General features: G+C 61.3%; 14 protein-coding genes. 6 read left to right on the top strand and 8 right to left on the bottom strand.

All coding sequences use genetic code 11. The features are described 5' to 3' along the window. The first annotated feature begins 13 nt into the window (after window positions 1–13). Window positions 14–2,959, top strand: coding sequence for an HD domain-containing phosphohydrolase (locus tag AC1RMX_RS23465; protein ID WP_493073130.1), 2,946 nt, complete (start codon window positions 14–16; stop codon window positions 2,957–2,959). Here AC1RMX_RS23465 and AC1RMX_RS23460 read toward each other — a convergent pair whose 3' ends face one another. Together AC1RMX_RS23460 and AC1RMX_RS23455 are read right to left on the bottom strand one after the other, a co-directional pair. Beyond that, window positions 2,960–3,442 carry a GAF domain-containing protein gene (locus AC1RMX_RS23460; protein WP_085710746.1) on the bottom strand — a complete coding sequence of 161 codons (483 nt, stop codon included), beginning with the start codon at window positions 3,440–3,442 and terminating at the stop codon, window positions 2,960–2,962. It lies immediately after the preceding gene. Then, on the bottom strand, window positions 3,439–4,329 hold the full coding sequence (locus tag AC1RMX_RS23455) for an ATP-binding protein (protein WP_096821083.1): 891 nt from the start codon (window positions 4,327–4,329) through the stop codon (window positions 3,439–3,441). Before AC1RMX_RS23455 ends, AC1RMX_RS23460 begins: the two co-directional genes overlap by 4 nt. Window positions 4,330–4,495: 166 nt before the next feature. Here AC1RMX_RS23455 and AC1RMX_RS23450 point away from each other — a divergent pair, with 166 nt between their 5' ends. Next, window positions 4,496–6,817, top strand: coding sequence for a hybrid sensor histidine kinase/response regulator (locus AC1RMX_RS23450; protein ID WP_192558629.1), 2,322 nt, complete (start codon window positions 4,496–4,498; stop codon window positions 6,815–6,817). Here the strand turns inward: AC1RMX_RS23450 and AC1RMX_RS23445 are convergent. The 3 genes from AC1RMX_RS23445 to msrB all read right to left on the bottom strand — a co-directional run bounded on the left by AC1RMX_RS23445 (window position 6,801) and on the right by msrB (window position 8,241). Then, window positions 6,801–7,262, bottom strand: coding sequence for a MarR family winged helix-turn-helix transcriptional regulator (locus AC1RMX_RS23445; protein WP_192558630.1), 462 nt, complete (start codon window positions 7,260–7,262; stop codon window positions 6,801–6,803). The genes AC1RMX_RS23450 and AC1RMX_RS23445 overlap by 17 nt on opposite strands. Continuing rightward, window positions 7,259–7,744 (bottom strand): glutathione peroxidase, encoded by a 486-nt coding sequence (locus tag AC1RMX_RS23440; RefSeq protein ID WP_493073128.1) that lies wholly within the window; start codon window positions 7,742–7,744, stop codon window positions 7,259–7,261. Before AC1RMX_RS23440 ends, AC1RMX_RS23445 begins: the two co-directional genes overlap by 4 nt. A gap of 101 nt (window positions 7,745–7,845) precedes the next feature. After that, entirely contained in the window at window positions 7,846–8,241 is a 396-nt protein-coding gene (msrB, locus tag AC1RMX_RS23435) for a peptide-methionine (R)-S-oxide reductase MsrB (RefSeq protein ID WP_096821149.1), read from the bottom strand. Between the two features lie 225 nt (window positions 8,242–8,466). Between msrB and AC1RMX_RS23430 the strand changes: the two genes are divergently transcribed. Both AC1RMX_RS23430 and htpX read left to right on the top strand, forming a co-directional pair. Beyond that, entirely contained in the window at window positions 8,467–9,678 is a 1,212-nt protein-coding gene (locus tag AC1RMX_RS23430; protein WP_085710751.1) for a pyridoxal phosphate-dependent aminotransferase, read from the top strand. 304 nt (window positions 9,679–9,982) lie between these two features. After that, entirely contained in the window at window positions 9,983–10,870 is an 888-nt protein-coding gene (gene htpX / locus AC1RMX_RS23425) for a protease HtpX (protein ID WP_096821080.1), read from the top strand. Between the two features lie 51 nt (window positions 10,871–10,921). Here the strand turns inward: htpX and AC1RMX_RS23420 are convergent, their stop codons facing one another. Then, window positions 10,922–11,578, bottom strand: coding sequence for a thiopurine S-methyltransferase (locus tag AC1RMX_RS23420; RefSeq protein ID WP_493073127.1), 657 nt, complete (start codon window positions 11,576–11,578; stop codon window positions 10,922–10,924). Between the two features lie 102 nt (window positions 11,579–11,680). Here AC1RMX_RS23420 and AC1RMX_RS23415 point away from each other — a divergent pair, with 102 nt between their 5' ends. After that, window positions 11,681–12,448: a DODA-type extradiol aromatic ring-opening family dioxygenase gene (locus tag AC1RMX_RS23415; RefSeq protein WP_493073126.1), complete on the top strand. Its 768-nt coding sequence runs from the start codon at window positions 11,681–11,683 to the stop codon at window positions 12,446–12,448. 90 nt (window positions 12,449–12,538) lie between these two features. On the opposite strand, the gene AC1RMX_RS23410 is transcribed toward AC1RMX_RS23415, so the two are convergent. Further along, window positions 12,539–14,212: a DEAD/DEAH box helicase gene (locus tag AC1RMX_RS23410; protein WP_007955707.1), complete on the bottom strand. Its 1,674-nt coding sequence runs from the start codon at window positions 14,210–14,212 to the stop codon at window positions 12,539–12,541. A 422-nt stretch (window positions 14,213–14,634) separates the two neighbouring features. Here AC1RMX_RS23410 and AC1RMX_RS23405 point away from each other — a divergent pair, with 422 nt between their 5' ends. Further along, window positions 14,635–15,426 (top strand): crotonase/enoyl-CoA hydratase family protein, encoded by a 792-nt coding sequence (locus AC1RMX_RS23405; protein ID WP_493073124.1) that lies wholly within the window; start codon window positions 14,635–14,637, stop codon window positions 15,424–15,426. Window positions 15,427–15,429: 3 nt separating this feature from the next. Here the strand turns inward: AC1RMX_RS23405 and AC1RMX_RS23400 are convergent, their stop codons facing one another. Further along, window positions 15,430–16,185, bottom strand: coding sequence for a spermidine synthase (locus AC1RMX_RS23400; protein ID WP_096821076.1), 756 nt, complete (start codon window positions 16,183–16,185; stop codon window positions 15,430–15,432). Window positions 16,186–16,249: the final 64 nt, after the last annotated feature.

Below are 16,249 nucleotides of genomic sequence, written 5' to 3'. Positions count from 1 at the left end.
CGGAGAGTCCGCAATGCCCAGCCCACTGCGCCCGGATCAACGCCGGTTTCCTTTGCACGTGCACATCAGCGTCATGTTCACCTTTCTGCTGTTGCTCACTGGGGTCGTGCTGGGGCTGTTCAACTACCGGCAGACCACGCAGATCATTCTGTCGAGCAGCGAAAAACTGTTCGAACGCATCGAACAGGATGTACGTGTCGACCTGCAATCGACCTACGCGCCAATCCGGCACCTGCTGAGCCTGCTCGCGGACAACCCCGGGACTCAGGCCTCAACGCTTGAACAACGCCTGACGCTGCTCAAGCCGTTCAGCCAGTCACTGGCGGACAACCCGGACCTGGCCTCGTTGTATCTGGGTTACGACAACGGTGATTTCTTCATGGTGCGCCCCTTGCGCACCGCGTCACTGAAAACCTTGCTGAAAGCTCCGGATGCGGCGGCGTATCAGGTCTGGAGCATCGAACATGACGCCGATGGCGGCGCCAGATCGCAATCGCTGTTCTTCAATCAGGCGTTGTCAGCGGTGGGTCGTCACGACAATCCGGACGATGCCTACGACCCGCGCAGCCGCACCTGGTACACCCGCGCGCAGCAACAGAACGAACAAATCACCACCGAACCCTATGTGTTTTTTTCCACCCACAATGTCGGCACCACCCTCGCCCGGCGCAGCAGCGTGCACGCGGTGATCGCTGCCGACCTGACCCTCGACGCACTGTCGGCAACCCTGACCAAACACGTAGTGACGCCGGCGACAGAAATCGTCCTGTTCGATGCCGAAGGCAACGCCGTGGCCTATCCCGACAGCAGCCGGCTGATCGTCGATGACCGTACCGCGCGCCTGGCCAAGGCGGCTGACCTGAGCCCGAGCCTGCATGCCCTGCTGTCGGCCGATCATCAGGGCAAACGCCTGAAAGCTGAGGGGCGACGCTGGATCGTTGCCCGCAGCAGCCTGCAGGAAGGCGGCCCGAAAGGTTTGCAGATGGCCTTGCTGGTGCCGGAGGACGAGTTACTGGTCGATGCCTATCGCATGCGCTGGCAAGGTGCGCTGATCACCCTTGCCACCCTGTTGTTGTGCCTGCCGCTGGGCTGGCTGATCTCGCGGATTCTGGTCAAGCCGCTGCATGCACTGGTCAAGGAAGCCGATGCCATCCGCAGCTTCGATTTCAACTTTCCCGTGACCCGTCGCTCACCAGTGCTGGAGGTCGACCAGTTGAGCCTGTCGATGGCGCGGATGAAGGACACCCTGGCCAGCTTCTTTCGCATCACCGACAGCCTGACCGCCGAAACCCGGTTCGCCCCGCTGCTGCAACGGGTGTTGTTCGAAACGGTGCAGATTGCCCAGGCCCAGGCTGGTCTGATCTACCTGCGCGAAAGTGATGGCAACCGCATGGAACCTTACGGGCTGGTGGTCGACGGCACTTCCCGGCCGCTGGCAGCGTTCGATATTCAAGGCCACAACCTTGATACCGCGCAGGGTCCCGAATGGTTCGAGCAACTGGCGCATGCCGACAACGTGGTCAGCAACCTTGGCTTCGAACAGGCCGCCGATCTGCAAAAGGTCCTGCTGGCCATGGACACGCCGCGGGTCCACCTGATCGGGATCCGCCTGCACAACCAGCACAACGAAACAATCGGCCTGCTGGTGTTGCTGATCAATGACAGCGGCACCCCGGCCGACCTGGAGAAGCTGCGACCCGACCGCATCGCGTTCCTGCAAGCGGTGTCCGGTGCGGCGGCGGTGAGTATCGAGAGCCAACGTCTGCAAGCCCGGCAGAAACAACTGCTGGATGCGTTCATTCAACTGCTCGCCGGCGCCATCGATGCCAAGAGCCCTTATACCGGCGGGCATTGCCAACGCGTGCCGGAACTGACCCTGATGCTCGCCCACGCCGCCGCGGCCAGCGAGGCCCCCGCCTTCAGCGACTACCAGCCCAGTGAGGACGAATGGGAAGCCTTGCACATCGCCGCGTGGCTGCACGACTGCGGCAAAGTCACGACGCCGGAATACGTCGTCGACAAAGCCACCAAACTGGAAACCCTGAACGATCGCATCCATGAAGTCCGCACCCGGTTCGAAGTGCTCAAGCGCGATGCGTGGATCAGCTACTGGAAAGCCCTGGCGTCGGGTGGCGACGAACGACAACTGGCCAGCCTGCGCGACGCGACGCTGACAGCGCTGGATGATGACTTCAGTTTTGTCGCCCGCTGCAATCTGGGCAGTGAGGCCATGGCGGACGCCGACCTTCAGCGTCTTGAGGGCATTGCGCAGCGCACCTGGACACGTACGCTGGATGATCGCCTGGGCGTGTCCTGGGAGGAAAACCGGCGCCAGGCACGCACATCGGCGCCCCCCCTTCCGGTCAGCGAAAGGTTACTGGCGGACAAGCCCGAGCATCTGCTCGAACGTGCCGACAGCGAACTGATTCCGGAAGACAACCCATGGGGGTTCAAACTCGACGTCCCGCGCTACAAATACAACCGTGGCGAGCTGTACAACCTGAGCATTCCTCGTGGCACGCTGACCCGAGAGGAGCGTTACATCATCAACCACCACATGGTGCAGACGATCCTGATGCTCAGCCATCTGCCCTTCCCCGGGCATCTGAACAACGTGGCGGAGATTGCCGGCGGCCATCACGAAAAAATGGACGGCACCGGTTATCCGAAACGTTTGAAACGCGAGGAGATGAGCCTGCCGGCACGGATGATGGCGATTGCCGACATCTTCGAAGCGCTGACCGCCGCCGACCGCCCGTACAAAAAGGCCAAGACCCTCAGCGAAGCGCTGGGAATCATGGCCACCATGTGCCGCGAGGCACATATCGATGCCGAGCTGTTCGGCCTGTTCATCCGCGAAGGCCTGTATCTGCAATACGCCAGCCGTTTCCTCGACCCGCAACAGATCGATGCTGTCGACCCTGCCGGCGTGCTGCGCAAGGCCGGTCTTGCGGCGTGATCAGCAGTCGGTCAGGCGCAGGAAGATCGCCGCCAGTCGTTCGATACCAGCCTGATCGTCTGCGCCGAAACGCGAAAGCTTCGGGCTGTCGAGGTCGAGTACGCCAATCAGGCGACCATCCTTGACCAACGGCACCACCAGTTCGCTGTTCGACGCGCTGTCACAGGCGATGTGGCCGGGGAACGCGTGAACATCTTCGACCCGTTGTGTCTGCAGACTGGCCGCCGCCGCGCCACACACACCGCGACCGAACGGAATGCGTACGCAAGCGATCTGGCCCTGGAACGGGCCGAGCACCAGCTCTTCGTTGCGATTGAGGTAGAAACCAGCCCAGTTCAGATCATCGAGCTGGTTGAACAGGAACGCCGAAAACTGCGCGGCGTTGGCGATGAAATCGCGCTCGTCCGCCAGCAGCGACTCCAGTTGCGCGGCCAACATGCCATAGCCTTCGAGACCCTGGCCGCTCTGTTGCAAATCAATCATGCCTTGTGCTCCAGCAATTTCAGTCCCACCCAGTAACGGGCGAATTGGTACGCGCAACGTCCGTTGCGGTTGCCACGGCCGGTCGCCCAGCGCACGGCGAGAATGTCCAGTTGTTCGTCGCGCTGCCAGCTCAGGCCGGCCTTGGCGGCCAACTGGCCGATCCAGTGTTCGACGACGTTGAGGAAATGTTCCTGGGTGAACGGATAGAACGACAGCCACAGGCCGAAGCGATCCGACAGAGCGATCTTGTCTTCCACCGCTTCGCTCGGGTGCAGTTCGCCATCGACGCGCTTCCAGTTTTCGTTGTCGCTTTCCTTTTCCGGCACCAGATGGCGACGGTTGGAGGTGGCGTACAGCAACACATTGTCCGGCGCCTGCTCCAGCGAGCCATCCAGCACGCTTTTCAGCACCCGGTAATCACCTTCGCCGGACTCGAACGACAGATCATCGCAAAACAGCACGAAACGTTGCGGCAGTTTGCCGATCTGCTCCACCACCCGTGGCAGGTCGGCCAGGTGATCGCGTTCGATCTCGATCAGGCGCAGACCGGCCTTGGCGTGCTCGGCCAGCAGCGCCCGTACCAGCGAGGATTTACCGGTACCGCGCGAACCCCAGAGCAACGCATGGTTGGCCGGCATGCCGTCGAGGAACTGCTGGGTATTTCGGCCCAGTTGCTCCAGTTGCCGATCGACACCGATCAAGTCCGACAGACGCATGTCGAGGCTGACTTCCAGCGGCAGCAGATAGCCGCTGCGACCGTCACGCTGCCAGCGTGCGGCCAGGCAAGTGCCCCAGTCGATGACCGGGCGTGGTGCTGGCAGCAGCGGTTCGATCCGCGCCAGAACCGACTCGGCGCGCTCAAGAAAAGCATTCAATCGGGAATCCACGTCTTCTCCTCGGGCTGGTTCACAGTAATGATGGCGATACAGCGACGACCGATAGCGTTCGACACCCGCCCCGGCCCTTGTTACAAGGCGATTCGGGAACCACGGTATCCATACATGATCGACTATGCTTGAGCAGCGAAGGGAAACGGAAGTGGTTCAACACCCCATGGATATCAAATTCACCCACCGGCTGTCATACAAACAGGCCCGGCTTACCGTGCTGGTCGGGTTCATTCTGGGCACGCTGCTCAGCCTGCTGCAAATCGGCATCGATTATGCCAGTGAAGACGCCTCCATCAACCGTGAAATCCTGTCTTTGCTGGAAATCAGCCATAACCCGGCCTCGCGTATCGCCTATAACATCGATGCCGAGCTGGCTCAGGAACTCACGCTGGGCCTGCTGCGCTCGCCGGCCATCATTTCCGCACAACTGACCGACAACAATCAGACGGTTCTGGCCAGCGTGAAGCGCCCGGAGCTGCAAAACGGCTATCGGTTGATCAGCGACTTTCTGTTCGGTGCCAAACGCGAGTTCGAAGATCGGCTCTATCTCGACCACTTGCCCAACGAATCCCTCGGCACCCTGAGCCTGGAAGTCGACACCTATGCCTTCGGCAGCCGCTTCCTGCGTCGAGCCGAAGTCACGCTGCTCAACGGTTTTGCCCGCAGCCTGATCCTGACCGGCATCCTGCTGGCGCTGTTCTACGTGATGCTGACCAAGCCCCTGGTGCGGGTGATCCGTGAACTCAGCGGGCGCGATCCGCGCAGTGCCGAACCGACCACGCTTGAATGTCCGAGTGGACACGCCAACGATGAGATCGGCGTGCTGGTGAAGGTCGCCAACCAGCAGTTCGAGAACATCGCCACGGAAATCCAGCAACGGCGCACCGCGGAAAACCGCCTCACCGACTACCTCGCTCAACTCGAAGACATCGTGTCGGCACGCACCGCCGAGCTGAAGGCAATCAACGCCCGCCTCAGCCAGTCCAACGAGGAACTGGAGGTCGCCCGCAGCACCGCACTGGACATGGCAGAGGCCCGCTCGGCGTTCCTTGCCAACATGAGCCACGAGATTCGCACCCCGCTCAATGGCCTGCTGGGCATGATCGCGCTGTCCCTCGACGGCCCGCTCAACGGCGAACAGCAGCAACAACTGTCCATTGCCCACGACTCGGGCAAAGTGCTGGTGGAGTTGCTCAACGATATTCTCGACCTGTCGAAATTCGATGCCGGGCAACTGGAACTCGAACACATCCCGTTCGACCTCGGCTCGTTGATCGAAGACACCGCCAACCTGCTGTCGCAGAACGCCGCGCCAAGCGTGGAGCTGACGTGTCTGATCGATCCGCACTTTCCGGCGCTGGTGCTCGGGGACCCGACCCGGGTCAGGCAGATCGTCAGCAACCTGCTGTCCAACGCCCTGAAATTCACCCGTTTTGGTCGGGTCGATGTGCGTTTGTCGACCTGGAAGGATGGCGTGCGCATCGAGGTCTGCGATACCGGCATCGGTATCGCCCAGGAAGCCCAGGTGAAGATTTTCCAGCCCTTCACCCAGGCCGGGGCCGGTATCACCCGCCAGTACGGCGGCACCGGGCTGGGCCTGGCCTTGACCTACAACCTTTGCGAGGCCATGCAGGGGCGCCTGACGATCAGTTCCGAAGTCGGTTTCGGCAGTCAGTTCTGTGCCGAACTGCCGTTGCCCTGCCACACCCGCGCAGTCATCCCGGCCCCGCTGCATGGCAGCGTGCTCGCCATCACCACTGCGGCCAGCGGCCTGTCAGAGCTGCTGGGCAGTCTGTTGCCGGTCTGGGGTCTGTCGTACGAACAGCGCACGATTGAAGCGTCACTCCTCGGCCCGTCACCGGACATCATCATCACCGATTGCCCCGAATGCCTGTTTGGCCTGCGCCCGACCATGACCGCACCGATTCTGCTGGTGACGGCCTACGGCAGTTTCATGCCGGGCGAAGAAGCTGCGGCCCTTGCCCCGCTACAGCAGCAGGCGCGTCCCCTGGCACGCAACGCGCTGTATCAGAATCTGCGCAGAACCCTGCAACCGGACATCACCACCATCGACCGTGCGCGTCTTGAAAGCGTGCCGTCGCAGCGTCGCGGGCGGGTGTTGCTGGTGGAGGACAACCCGGTCAACCAACTGGTGGCCAAGGGCATGCTCGGCAAACTCGGTTGCGAGGTAGTGGTGGCGGCCCATGGCGCAGAAGCGCTGGATCAGCTGGAACACCATGAGTTCGATCTGGTGCTGATGGACTGCAACATGCCGGTGATGGACGGTTACGAAGCGAGCCGGCAGATCCGTCAGAGCGGTCGCTGGCCACACTTGCCGATCGTGGCGTTGACGGCCAACGCCATGTCCGAGGAACGGGAGCGCTGCCGGGCGGCGGGCATGAGTGACTACCTGGCCAAACCGTTCCGTCGCGAAGAACTGGCAGCGCTGCTGGATCAGTGGATACCGACTACGACAGCGCTTTGATTTGCCCCAGCAGATGATCGAGCCCGGTACGCAGTTCGTTGAGACGATCCAGGTCCACGCCACTGTCGCACAGCAACCGGTCCTTCAAAGGCCCGACCTGCTCGCGCAGCGCCTGGCCCTGAAGCGTGAGGCTCAGGTGAACCTCACGCTCGTCCCGCGCCGAACGTTGACGCTGCACCAGTTGCAGTTGCTCCAGACGCTTGAGCAGCGGCGTCAGCGTCCCGGAATCCAGCGCCAGACGCTCGCCCAGTGCCTTGACGGTCGGTTGTTCCGGCGCCGCGCCCTGCCATTCCCACAGCACCAGCATCGCCAGGTATTGCGGGTAGGTCAGGCCGAGCTGATCGAGCATCGGCTTGTAGGCACGAATCACGGCCCGGGACGCGGCGTAGAGCTTGAAGCACAACTGACTGTCGAGCTTCAGCGCATCGGCTGACAGATCGTTCATTTGAGCAGGGCTTCGATCTCGCGGCTCAGGTCCTGCGGCTTGGTGGCCGGGGCGAAGCGCTTGACCAACTGGCCGTCCTTGCCGATCAGGAATTTGGTGAAGTTCCACTTGATGCCCTGGGAACCCAGTACACCCGGCGCACGCTTCTTCAACTGCACGAACAGTGGATGCGCACCGCTGCCGTTGACTTCGATCTTCTTGAACAGCGGGAAGCTGACGCCGTAATTGAGCTCGCAGAACTCGCTGATCGCACCCTCGTTGCCGGGTTCCTGCTTGCCGAACTGGTTGCACGGAAAGCCCAGCACCACCAGCCCCTGATCCTTGTAGGTCTGCCACAGCTCTTCAAGGCCCTTATATTGCGGGGTGAAGCCGCACTTGCTGGCAGTGTTGACCACCAGCACCGCTTTGCCGGCGAAATCGGCCAGGGTCTTTTGCTCACCCTTGATGGTGGTGCACGGGATGGTCAGCAGGTTATCGCTCATGGTGCGCACTCTGGAAAGTTGAGAAGCTGTAAAAATAGCGAGCAATTGAATTGTGTGCAATTTAATTATCCGAAAGGCGATCCAGGGATCGCCCGCATCGGTTATTCGCGTGGCACCAGGTCCAGGCACACCGAGTTGATGCAGTAACGCAGACCGGTCGGCGGCGGGCCATCGGGGAACACGTGACCCAGATGCGCATCGCATCGGGCGCATTTCACTTCGGTGCGGATCATGCCGTGGCTGGTGTCACGGATTTCAGTCATGGCGCTCTCGCCGATCGGTGCGTAGAAGCTCGGCCAGCCGCAACCGGAGTCGAATTTGGTCTTGGAATCGAACAACGGCTCATTGCAGCAGATGCAGTGATAGACACCGTCGGTCTTGGTGGCGTTGTATTTGCCCGAGAACGGTCGCTCGGTGGCACTGAGACGACACACGTTGTATTGCTCCGGGTCGAGCATCGCGCGCCATTCTTCCAGGGTCTTTTCTATCTTTTCCATCATCACACCTCAACGGCTGAAAAAGCCCGATCTGTACCTTTTCCACGGATCGGGTGGCACGTATGATTGCGCCTCGTCACACGCCAGTCTGGCAGCGGGATCCTGCGCATTCAAACGGATTGTTGGAAACCGCCGCTCAAGACGCTTGCCTGTGTGAAGACGCAGGATTCCCAGCACGGTTGTCCATTCGCCGCCTGGATCGTTCATTTTCGGGATCACATCGCCATGCAGTTCAGCAAATCGAACAAGCTCGCCAACGTCTGCTACGACATTCGCGGCCCAGTGCTCAAGCACGCCAAACGTCTGGAAGAGGAAGGCCATCGCATCCTCAAGCTGAACATCGGCAACCCGGCGCCCTTTGGTTTCGAAGCGCCGGACGAAATTCTCCAGGATGTGATCCGCAACCTGCCGACCGCCCAGGGCTACAGCGACTCCAAAGGCCTGTTCAGCGCGCGCAAGGCCGTGATGCAGTACTACCAGCAGAAGCAGGTCGAAGGTGTCGGCATCGAAGACATCTACCTGGGCAACGGCGTATCCGAGCTGATCGTGATGTCGTTGCAGGCCCTGCTCAACAACGGCGACGAAGTGCTGGTGCCGGCGCCGGACTATCCGCTGTGGACCGCTGCCGTAAGCCTGGCCGGCGGTAACGCGGTGCACTACCTGTGCGACGAAGGCGCCGACTGGTTCCCGGACCTGGCCGACATGAAGGCCAAGATCACCCCGAACACCAAGGCCATGGTGATCATCAACCCGAACAACCCGACCGGCGCGGTGTATTCGAAGGAAGTGTTGCTGGGCATGCTGGAACTGGCCCGCCAGCACAACCTGGTGGTGTTCTCCGACGAAATCTACGACAAGATTCTTTACGACGACGCCGTGCACATCTGCACCGCTTCGCTGGCGCCGGACCTGCTGTGCCTGACCTTCAACGGTCTGTCGAAGTCGTATCGCGTGGCGGGTTTCCGTTCCGGCTGGATCGCCATTTCCGGGCCGAAACACAACGCCCACAGCTACATCGAAGGCATCGACATGCTGGCCAACATGCGCCTGTGTGCCAACGTGCCGAGCCAGCACGCGATCCAGACCGCCCTCGGCGGCTATCAGAGCATCAACGACCTAGTCTTGCCGCAAGGTCGCCTGTTGGAACAGCGCAACCGCACCTGGGAATTGCTCAACGACATTCCCGGCGTGAGCTGCGTGAAGCCGATGGGCGCCCTGTATGCCTTCCCGAAGATCGACCCGAAGATCTGCCCGATCCACAACGACGAGAAATTCGTCCTCGACCTGCTGCTGTCCGAGAAGCTGCTGGTGGTTCAGGGCACGGCCTTCAACTGGCCGTGGCCGGATCACTTCCGTGTCGTGACCCTGCCGCGTGTCGATGACCTGGACATGGCCATCGGGCGCATCGGCAACTTCCTCAAGTCCTACCGCCAGTAACCGGCGATCCGTGCGCAACGAGCCTTTCGTTGCGCACTGTCTGATTCAGCAACACTTCTGCCCCGCCCCCTTCCGTACGCCTTCTACACTGTCGATTCGTACCGATCACATGCGCCTGATGCAATGCCGGTGGGTGGCGCGCGGCTGTCATCCTTGTCGTCTTCAGGGGTGGGAATTGTCCCGCACACCGGAGAATCCGATGTAGGACACAGTTTGAAATAGTCACTCGGTTGAATCGCCCGGTGCCGCACCTTATATACCCCGCAGTACGCTACATCTTTAGCTTGAGGAGATTTCTACAACCATGATGCGCATCCTGCTGTTTTTGGCCACTAACCTGGCGGTCGTGCTGATAGCCAGCATCACCCTGAGCCTGTTCGGCTTCAACGGGTTCATGGCGGCCAACGGGGTTGACCTCAACCTCAGTCAGCTGCTGGTCTTCTGTGCCGTCTTTGGTTTCGCCGGTTCGCTGTTCTCGCTGTTCATCTCCAAGTGGATGGCGAAGATGAGCACGAGCACCCAGGTCATCACCCAGCCGCGCACCCGCCACGAGCAATGGCTGATGCAAACCGTCGAGCAACTGTCTCGCGAAGCCGGGATCAAGATGCCCGAAGTCGGGATTTTCCCGGCCTACGAAGCGAACGCCTTCGCCACCGGCTGGAACAAGAACGACGCGCTGGTCGCGGTCAGCCAGGGCTTGCTGGAGCGTTTCTCTCCGGATGAAGTGAAAGCCGTTCTGGCCCACGAGATCGGCCACGTGGCCAATGGTGACATGGTCACCCTGGCACTGGTCCAGGGCGTGGTGAACACCTTCGTGATGTTCTTCGCGCGGATCATCGGCAACTTCGTTGACAAGGTGATCTTCAAGAACGAGGAAGGCCAGGGCATCGCGTACTACATCGCGACCATCTTTGCCGAACTGGTTCTGGGCATCCTGGCCAGCGCGATCGTGATGTGGTTCTCGCGCAAACGGGAGTTCCGTGCCGACGAAGCCGGCGCCCGTCTGGCCGGTACCAGCGCGATGATCGGCGCTCTGCAACGCCTGCGTGCCGAACAAGGTCTGCCGGTGCACATGCCCGACACCCTGAACGCCTTTGGCATCAACGGTGGCATCAAACAAGGGTTCGCCCGCATGTTCATGAGCCACCCGCCGCTGGAAGAGCGTATCGACGCCCTGCGTCGTCGCGGCTGATCAGCCCGGCTAAAAAAAGGCCCGCAGTGATGCGGGCCTTTTTTGTGCCTGTTACTGGCCCGTCAGCCGGTACACCCGCTCTTCCAGGCGCGTCACTCCCGCCTGCAGGAACTTCTCGCTTTCGCTCAACACGTCCTGTTCTTCCAGCGCCTGCACCTGCCAGCCGCCACCGAACAGACGCTGCACCTCGGCATCTTCCACTGCAAACGGCGGCCCGGGCATTTGCGCCTGATCATAATCCAGCGTGATCAGCAAACCGCGTACGCCCGCCGGCAAGATATTCTGCAAGTGCGACGCGTAGCGCTCACGCATCGGCGCCGGCAAGGCGATCAGCGCCGCGCGGTCATACAGTGCCGTGCATTCGGCCACATCGCTCGCGGACAAGGCGAAGAAATCCCCGCACCACAACTCTATCGCCCCGGCCCGATAAACCTTGAAGCCGCCCTCTTCGCTGATCTGCGGCTGCAATTGCTGTTCACGGAAGAAGTCTTCGACAGCCCTCTGCGACAGCTCGACGCCGAGAACCCGATGCCCACGACCTGCCAGCCACAACAGATCCAGGCTTTTCCCGCACAACGGCACCAGCACACGCGCCTGCGCCGGGATGGCCAGATCGGGCCAATGCCGTTGCAAATACGGGTTCACCTCGGGTTGGTGAAAGCCGATCTGGTTCGATTCCCACTTCTTGTGCCAAAACTCCGGCTGCATGGTTCCTCCTAAGAATTCGATCAAAAAGCGTTAAAACTTATATTGGAATTAGATCAATGAACTGACTGAAGATGAACCATCTTAACGCTCAGGAACCCTTCCATGTTTCCCAGCCTGTTTATCTCTCACGGCTCGCCCATGCTCGCGCTGGAACCCGGCGCCAGCGGCCCGGCCCTGGCGCGTCTGGCCGCCGAACTGCCGCGTCCGAAAGCCATCGTCATCGTTTCCGCCCACTGGGAAAGCCATGAGCTGCTGGTCAGCAGCCATCCGCAACCGGAAACCTGGCACGATTTCGGCGGCTTCCCCCGTGCATTGTTTGAAGTGCAGTACCCCGCACCGGGCAATCCGCAATTGGCGCAAGAGGTCGCCGAACTGCTGACCGCCAACAACCTGCCCGCGCGTCTCGACCCGCAACGACCGTTCGACCATGGCGTGTGGGTGCCGCTGTCGCTGATGTATCCGCAAGCCGACATCCCGGTGGTTCAGGTTTCCCTGCCCAGCCGTGGCGGCCCGGCGTTGCAGACCCGCGTCGGCCAGGCGCTGGCCAGCCTGCGCGGCCAGGGCATTCTGTTGATCGGCTCCGGCAGCATCACCCATAACCTGCGTGAACTGGACTGGCATGCCGGCCCGGAAAGCGTCGAGCCGTGGGCCCGGGACTTCCGTGACTGGATAATCGACAAGCTCGCGGCCAATGATGAAGCCGCCCTGCACGATTACCGCCAGCAAGCGCCAAACGCCGTGCGCAGCCATCCGAGCGACGAGCATCTGTTGCCGCTGTACTTCGCTCGCGGCGCCGGCGGTGAGTTCAGCATTGCGCACCAAGGGTTCACCATGGGCGCGCTGGGCATGGACATCTACCGCTTCGGCTGACGAGTTCGTTCCCACCTCAAATCGCAGGCAAAAAAAATCCCCGAACCAGTCGGGGATTTTTTATGTTCGATCAATCAGCCCAAGGGCGGATCAATCTTCGCGGTAGCGACGCAGCTTCAACTGCTTACCGGCAACGCGAGTGTCCTTCAGCTTGGTCAGGAGTTTGTCCAGACCATCTTCCGGCAGCTCGACGAGGCTGAAGCTGTCACGCACCTGGATGCGACCGATGGCTTCACGTGCCAGACCACCTTCGTTGAGGATGGCGCCCAGCAGGTTTTTCGCCGCGATACCGTCACGCGCGCCCAGCGCGGTACGGCAACGGGCACGGCCTTCGCCCAGTGGCATCGGAGCACGACGCTCGCGATCACCACGGTCCGGACGATCACCGGAACGCTCAGGACGGTCGCCACGTGGAGCGCTGTTCGGCACCAGTGGACGTTCCTTCTCGATCGCTGCCAGGTTCAGCGCCTGACCATTGGTGGCCTTGCGCAGCAGAGCGGCAGCCAGGGCACGTGGGGTGCAACCGATGTCGGCGGTCAGGCGATCCAGCAGATCACCGTGAGTCGATTCGGCGTCAGCCACCAGCGGCGACAGGCTGTTGGTCAGTTTCTTGATGCGGGCATCGAGAACGGCCTGAGCGTCCGGCAGACGCACTTCGGCAACTTTCTGACCGGTTACACGCTCAATCACTTGCAGCATGCGGCGCTCACGTGGAGTCACCAGCAGCAGCGCGCGGCCTTCGCGACCGGCACGGCCGGTACGGCCGATACGGTGCACGTAGGACTCCGGATCGTACGGCATGTCCACGTTGAATACGTGGGTGATGCGCGGTACGTCCAGACCACGGGCGGCTACGTCGGTCGCCACAACGATGTCCAGACGGCCATCTTTCAGCGAGTCGATGACGCGCTCACGCTGGTTCTGGGCGATGTCGCCGTTCAACGCTGCGGCTTTGTAGCCTTTGGCGTCGAGGGCGCTGGCCAGATCCAGGGTCGCTTGCTTGGTGCGCACGAACATGATCAGAGCGTCGAAATCTTCCACTTCCAGCAAGCTGAGAACGGCAGAGGTCTTCTGGTCAGCGTGAACCAACAGGTGAGCCTGTTCGATCGCGGTAACGGTCTGGGTCTTGCTCTGGATCTTCACGTGCTTTGGATCGCGCAGATGACGCTCGGCGATGGCACGGATCGATTGCGGCAGGGTAGCCGAGAACAATACGGTCTGACGGGTTTCCGGCATGGCCTTGAAGATGACTTCGAGGTCGTCCATGAAGCCCAGTTTGAGCATTTCGTCTGCTTCGTCGAGAACCAGGTGGTTCACAGTCTGCAGCACTTTTTCGTCGCGACGCAGGTGGTCGCACAGACGGCCCGGAGTGGCGACAACGATCTGTGCGCCATTACGGATTGCTTTCAATTGTGGGCCCATCGGCGCGCCGCCGTAGACAGCCACAACAGTTACGCCCGGCATTTGCTTGGCGTAGGTTTCGAAAGCGGTTGCAACTTGTAGCGCCAACTCACGAGTTGGGGCCAGGATCAGAGCTTGCGGCTCGCGCTTGGACGGATCAATGCGGTGCAGGATAGGCAGGGCAAAGGCAGCGGTTTTACCGGTACCGGTTTGCGCCTGACCAATCATATCGTGACCGGCGAGGATGATCGGGATCGACTGCTGCTGAATGGCCGAAGGCTCTTCATAGCCGGTAGCGACTACTGCAGCGACAATATTGGGATGAAGTTCAAGAGCGGCGAAGCCGCCGATTTCCTGGGTCATGGGTCTGCCTCTAAGTGCATCCGCAAAGACCCATGCTCCAAAGCTGCACATGCCGTGTTGAGACTCAAGAGTCGCCCTGGCAGCTTTGTCGGCGGGGATTTGCGAAAACGAATGAATGAAAAAGAATCGTCAAGGAAGAGCCCGCAGTGCGGACGTGCAGCCGAAGCTGACTTCGGGGAATTGCGCTACCTAAACGCGGCCCGGTTAAAGGCCGGCGCGCACTATACCGGAATTTGCCAAAAAAGGGAGCTTTTTTTATCGGTGAAATACAGTTGTCACCGCTGTGTAACGGGGTTTTGCGGATAATCGGGCAAAGGTCTATTTTTCAAAGACCCCGGCCCTGCGGGCGATGGCGCTTAAACGATTCACCGACGTGCGGCATCTGGTCGCTGCACCCTTTCTTCCCGTCCGAGGAAACACCCATGAATCAGCCCTGCCCCGGCCGCGTCAGCCGTGCGCGCCACGGTCACGTCCATTTGATTGGCCTGGACCGTGCAGCCAAGCGCAATGCTTTCGATCTGGATCTGCTCAATGACCTGGCCCTGGCCTACGGTGAATTCGAGGCCGACAGCGACGCGCGGGTGGCCGTGGTGTTCGGGCATGGTGAGCATTTCACCGCCGGGCTCGATCTGGTCAACGCCAGTTCCGCCCTCGCCCAGGGCTGGCAGGTGCCGCCCGGCGGTTGCGATCCGTGGGGCGTATTTGTCGGACCGCGAGTCAGCAAACCGGTGATTGTCGCCGCGCAAGGCTATTGCCTGACCATCGGTATCGAGCTGATGCTCGCCGCCGACATCAACCTGTGCGCCAGCAACACCCGCTTCGCCCAGATGGAAGTGCAGCGCGGGATCTTTCCGTTCGGCGGTGCGACGTTGCGCTTTCATCTGATAGCCGGCTGGGGCAATGCCATGCGCTGGCTGCTGACCGGCGACGAGTTTGATGCCCATGATGCGTTGCGCCTGGGCCTGGTGCAGGAAGTCATGGCCAGCGAAGACTTGCTGCCACGCGCCATCGAACTGGCCGAACGGATCGCCCGACAGGCGCCACTGGGCGTGCAGGCGACGCTGATGTCGGCACGTCAGGCGCGCTATGAAGGCGAGACCGCAGCGGCGCAGAGCTTGCCGCCGCTGGTGAAGAAGTTGCTGGCCAGTGAGGATGCCAAGGAGGGCGTGCGCTCGCTGGTGGAGCGCAGACCGGGGGTCTTCAAAGGCATTTGAGGCTCAGGTTGCCGGGCGAATAGCCTTGATCAACGATTGCAACGAGTACCCCAGCTTCGGCGCGAGCGCTTCAGCCCGGGCGGTGAGCGCCTGCATGTCCAGCACCTGATCGAGATCCGCCGGCACGATCAGAATCACGTTGCCCTCCTTCACCGGCAGTTCCCAGTAATGCCGGTGATAGAGCCCGCGCAACAGCGCCGCCCCCAGAGGCTTGCCGTCATCGGTGGCCCATTGGTTGATCACCAGCCAGCCGCCGGGATTCAGACGTTTCTGACAGTCACCGAGGAAATTCCACGCAAGGTGAGCGGCACCGGGGCCGACATCGGTGTAGAGGTCGACGAAGATCAGATCCGCCGGTTCGGCCGTCGGCAGCAGTTCGATTGCATCGCCAACGCGGATATACAGCCGCGGATCGTCATCGAGACCGAGGTATTCGATGGCCAGACGCGGCACATCCGGGCGCAACTCGATGGCTTCGACATCTTCCAGCGGCAGGAACTTGAGGCAGGCCTGGGTCAGCGTGCCGGCGCCAAGGCCGAGAAACAGTGCGCTCTCCGGTTGCTCATGGCACAACGCGCCAATCAGCATCGCCCGGGTGTAGTCGTACTCCAGCCAGCTCGGGTCGGCGGTAAACACGCAGCTTTGCTCGATGGCGTCGCCGAACTCCAGAAAGCGGTAGTCGGCCACTTCCAGCACGCGAATCACGCCGAACTCATCCTGTACCTCGGCGAGCAACAGCTCGACGCGCTCCTCAGTCATTTCGTCTCCTGGTGGTCACCGGGCGCGGTGACGCGATGGCACCGCTGTGGCGCCGTGGCAAAGC

Source organism: Pseudomonas sp. GW822-FHT03F04 (assembly GCF_058801405.1).
This window is presented reverse-complemented; position numbering and strand designations above follow the sequence as displayed.

What these genes read in the sequence shown, in the direction of transcription:
- AC1RMX_RS23465 (WP_493073130.1), top strand. Translation starts at nt 14, where the DNA reads ATGCCCAGCCCACTGCGCCCGGATCAACGCCGGTTTCCTTTGCACGTG.
- AC1RMX_RS23460 (WP_085710746.1), bottom strand. Translation starts at nt 3,442, where the DNA reads ATGATTGATTTGCAACAGAGCGGCCAGGGTCTCGAAGGCTATGGCATG.
- AC1RMX_RS23450 (WP_192558629.1), top strand. Translation starts at nt 4,496, where the DNA reads ATGGATATCAAATTCACCCACCGGCTGTCATACAAACAGGCCCGGCTT.
- AC1RMX_RS23445 (WP_192558630.1), bottom strand. Translation starts at nt 7,262, where the DNA reads ATGAACGATCTGTCAGCCGATGCGCTGAAGCTCGACAGTCAGTTGTGC.
- AC1RMX_RS23440 (WP_493073128.1), bottom strand. Translation starts at nt 7,744, where the DNA reads ATGAGCGATAACCTGCTGACCATCCCGTGCACCACCATCAAGGGTGAG.
- msrB (WP_096821149.1), bottom strand. Translation starts at nt 8,241, where the DNA reads ATGGAAAAGATAGAAAAGACCCTGGAAGAATGGCGCGCGATGCTCGAC.
- AC1RMX_RS23430 (WP_085710751.1), top strand. Translation starts at nt 8,467, where the DNA reads ATGCAGTTCAGCAAATCGAACAAGCTCGCCAACGTCTGCTACGACATT.
- htpX (WP_096821080.1), top strand. Translation starts at nt 9,983, where the DNA reads ATGATGCGCATCCTGCTGTTTTTGGCCACTAACCTGGCGGTCGTGCTG.
- AC1RMX_RS23420 (WP_493073127.1), bottom strand. Translation starts at nt 11,578, where the DNA reads ATGCAGCCGGAGTTTTGGCACAAGAAGTGGGAATCGAACCAGATCGGC.
- AC1RMX_RS23415 (WP_493073126.1), top strand. Translation starts at nt 11,681, where the DNA reads ATGTTTCCCAGCCTGTTTATCTCTCACGGCTCGCCCATGCTCGCGCTG.
- AC1RMX_RS23410 (WP_007955707.1), bottom strand. Translation starts at nt 14,212, where the DNA reads ATGACCCAGGAAATCGGCGGCTTCGCCGCTCTTGAACTTCATCCCAAT.
- AC1RMX_RS23405 (WP_493073124.1), top strand. Translation starts at nt 14,635, where the DNA reads ATGAATCAGCCCTGCCCCGGCCGCGTCAGCCGTGCGCGCCACGGTCAC.
- AC1RMX_RS23400 (WP_096821076.1), bottom strand. Translation starts at nt 16,185, where the DNA reads ATGACTGAGGAGCGCGTCGAGCTGTTGCTCGCCGAGGTACAGGATGAG.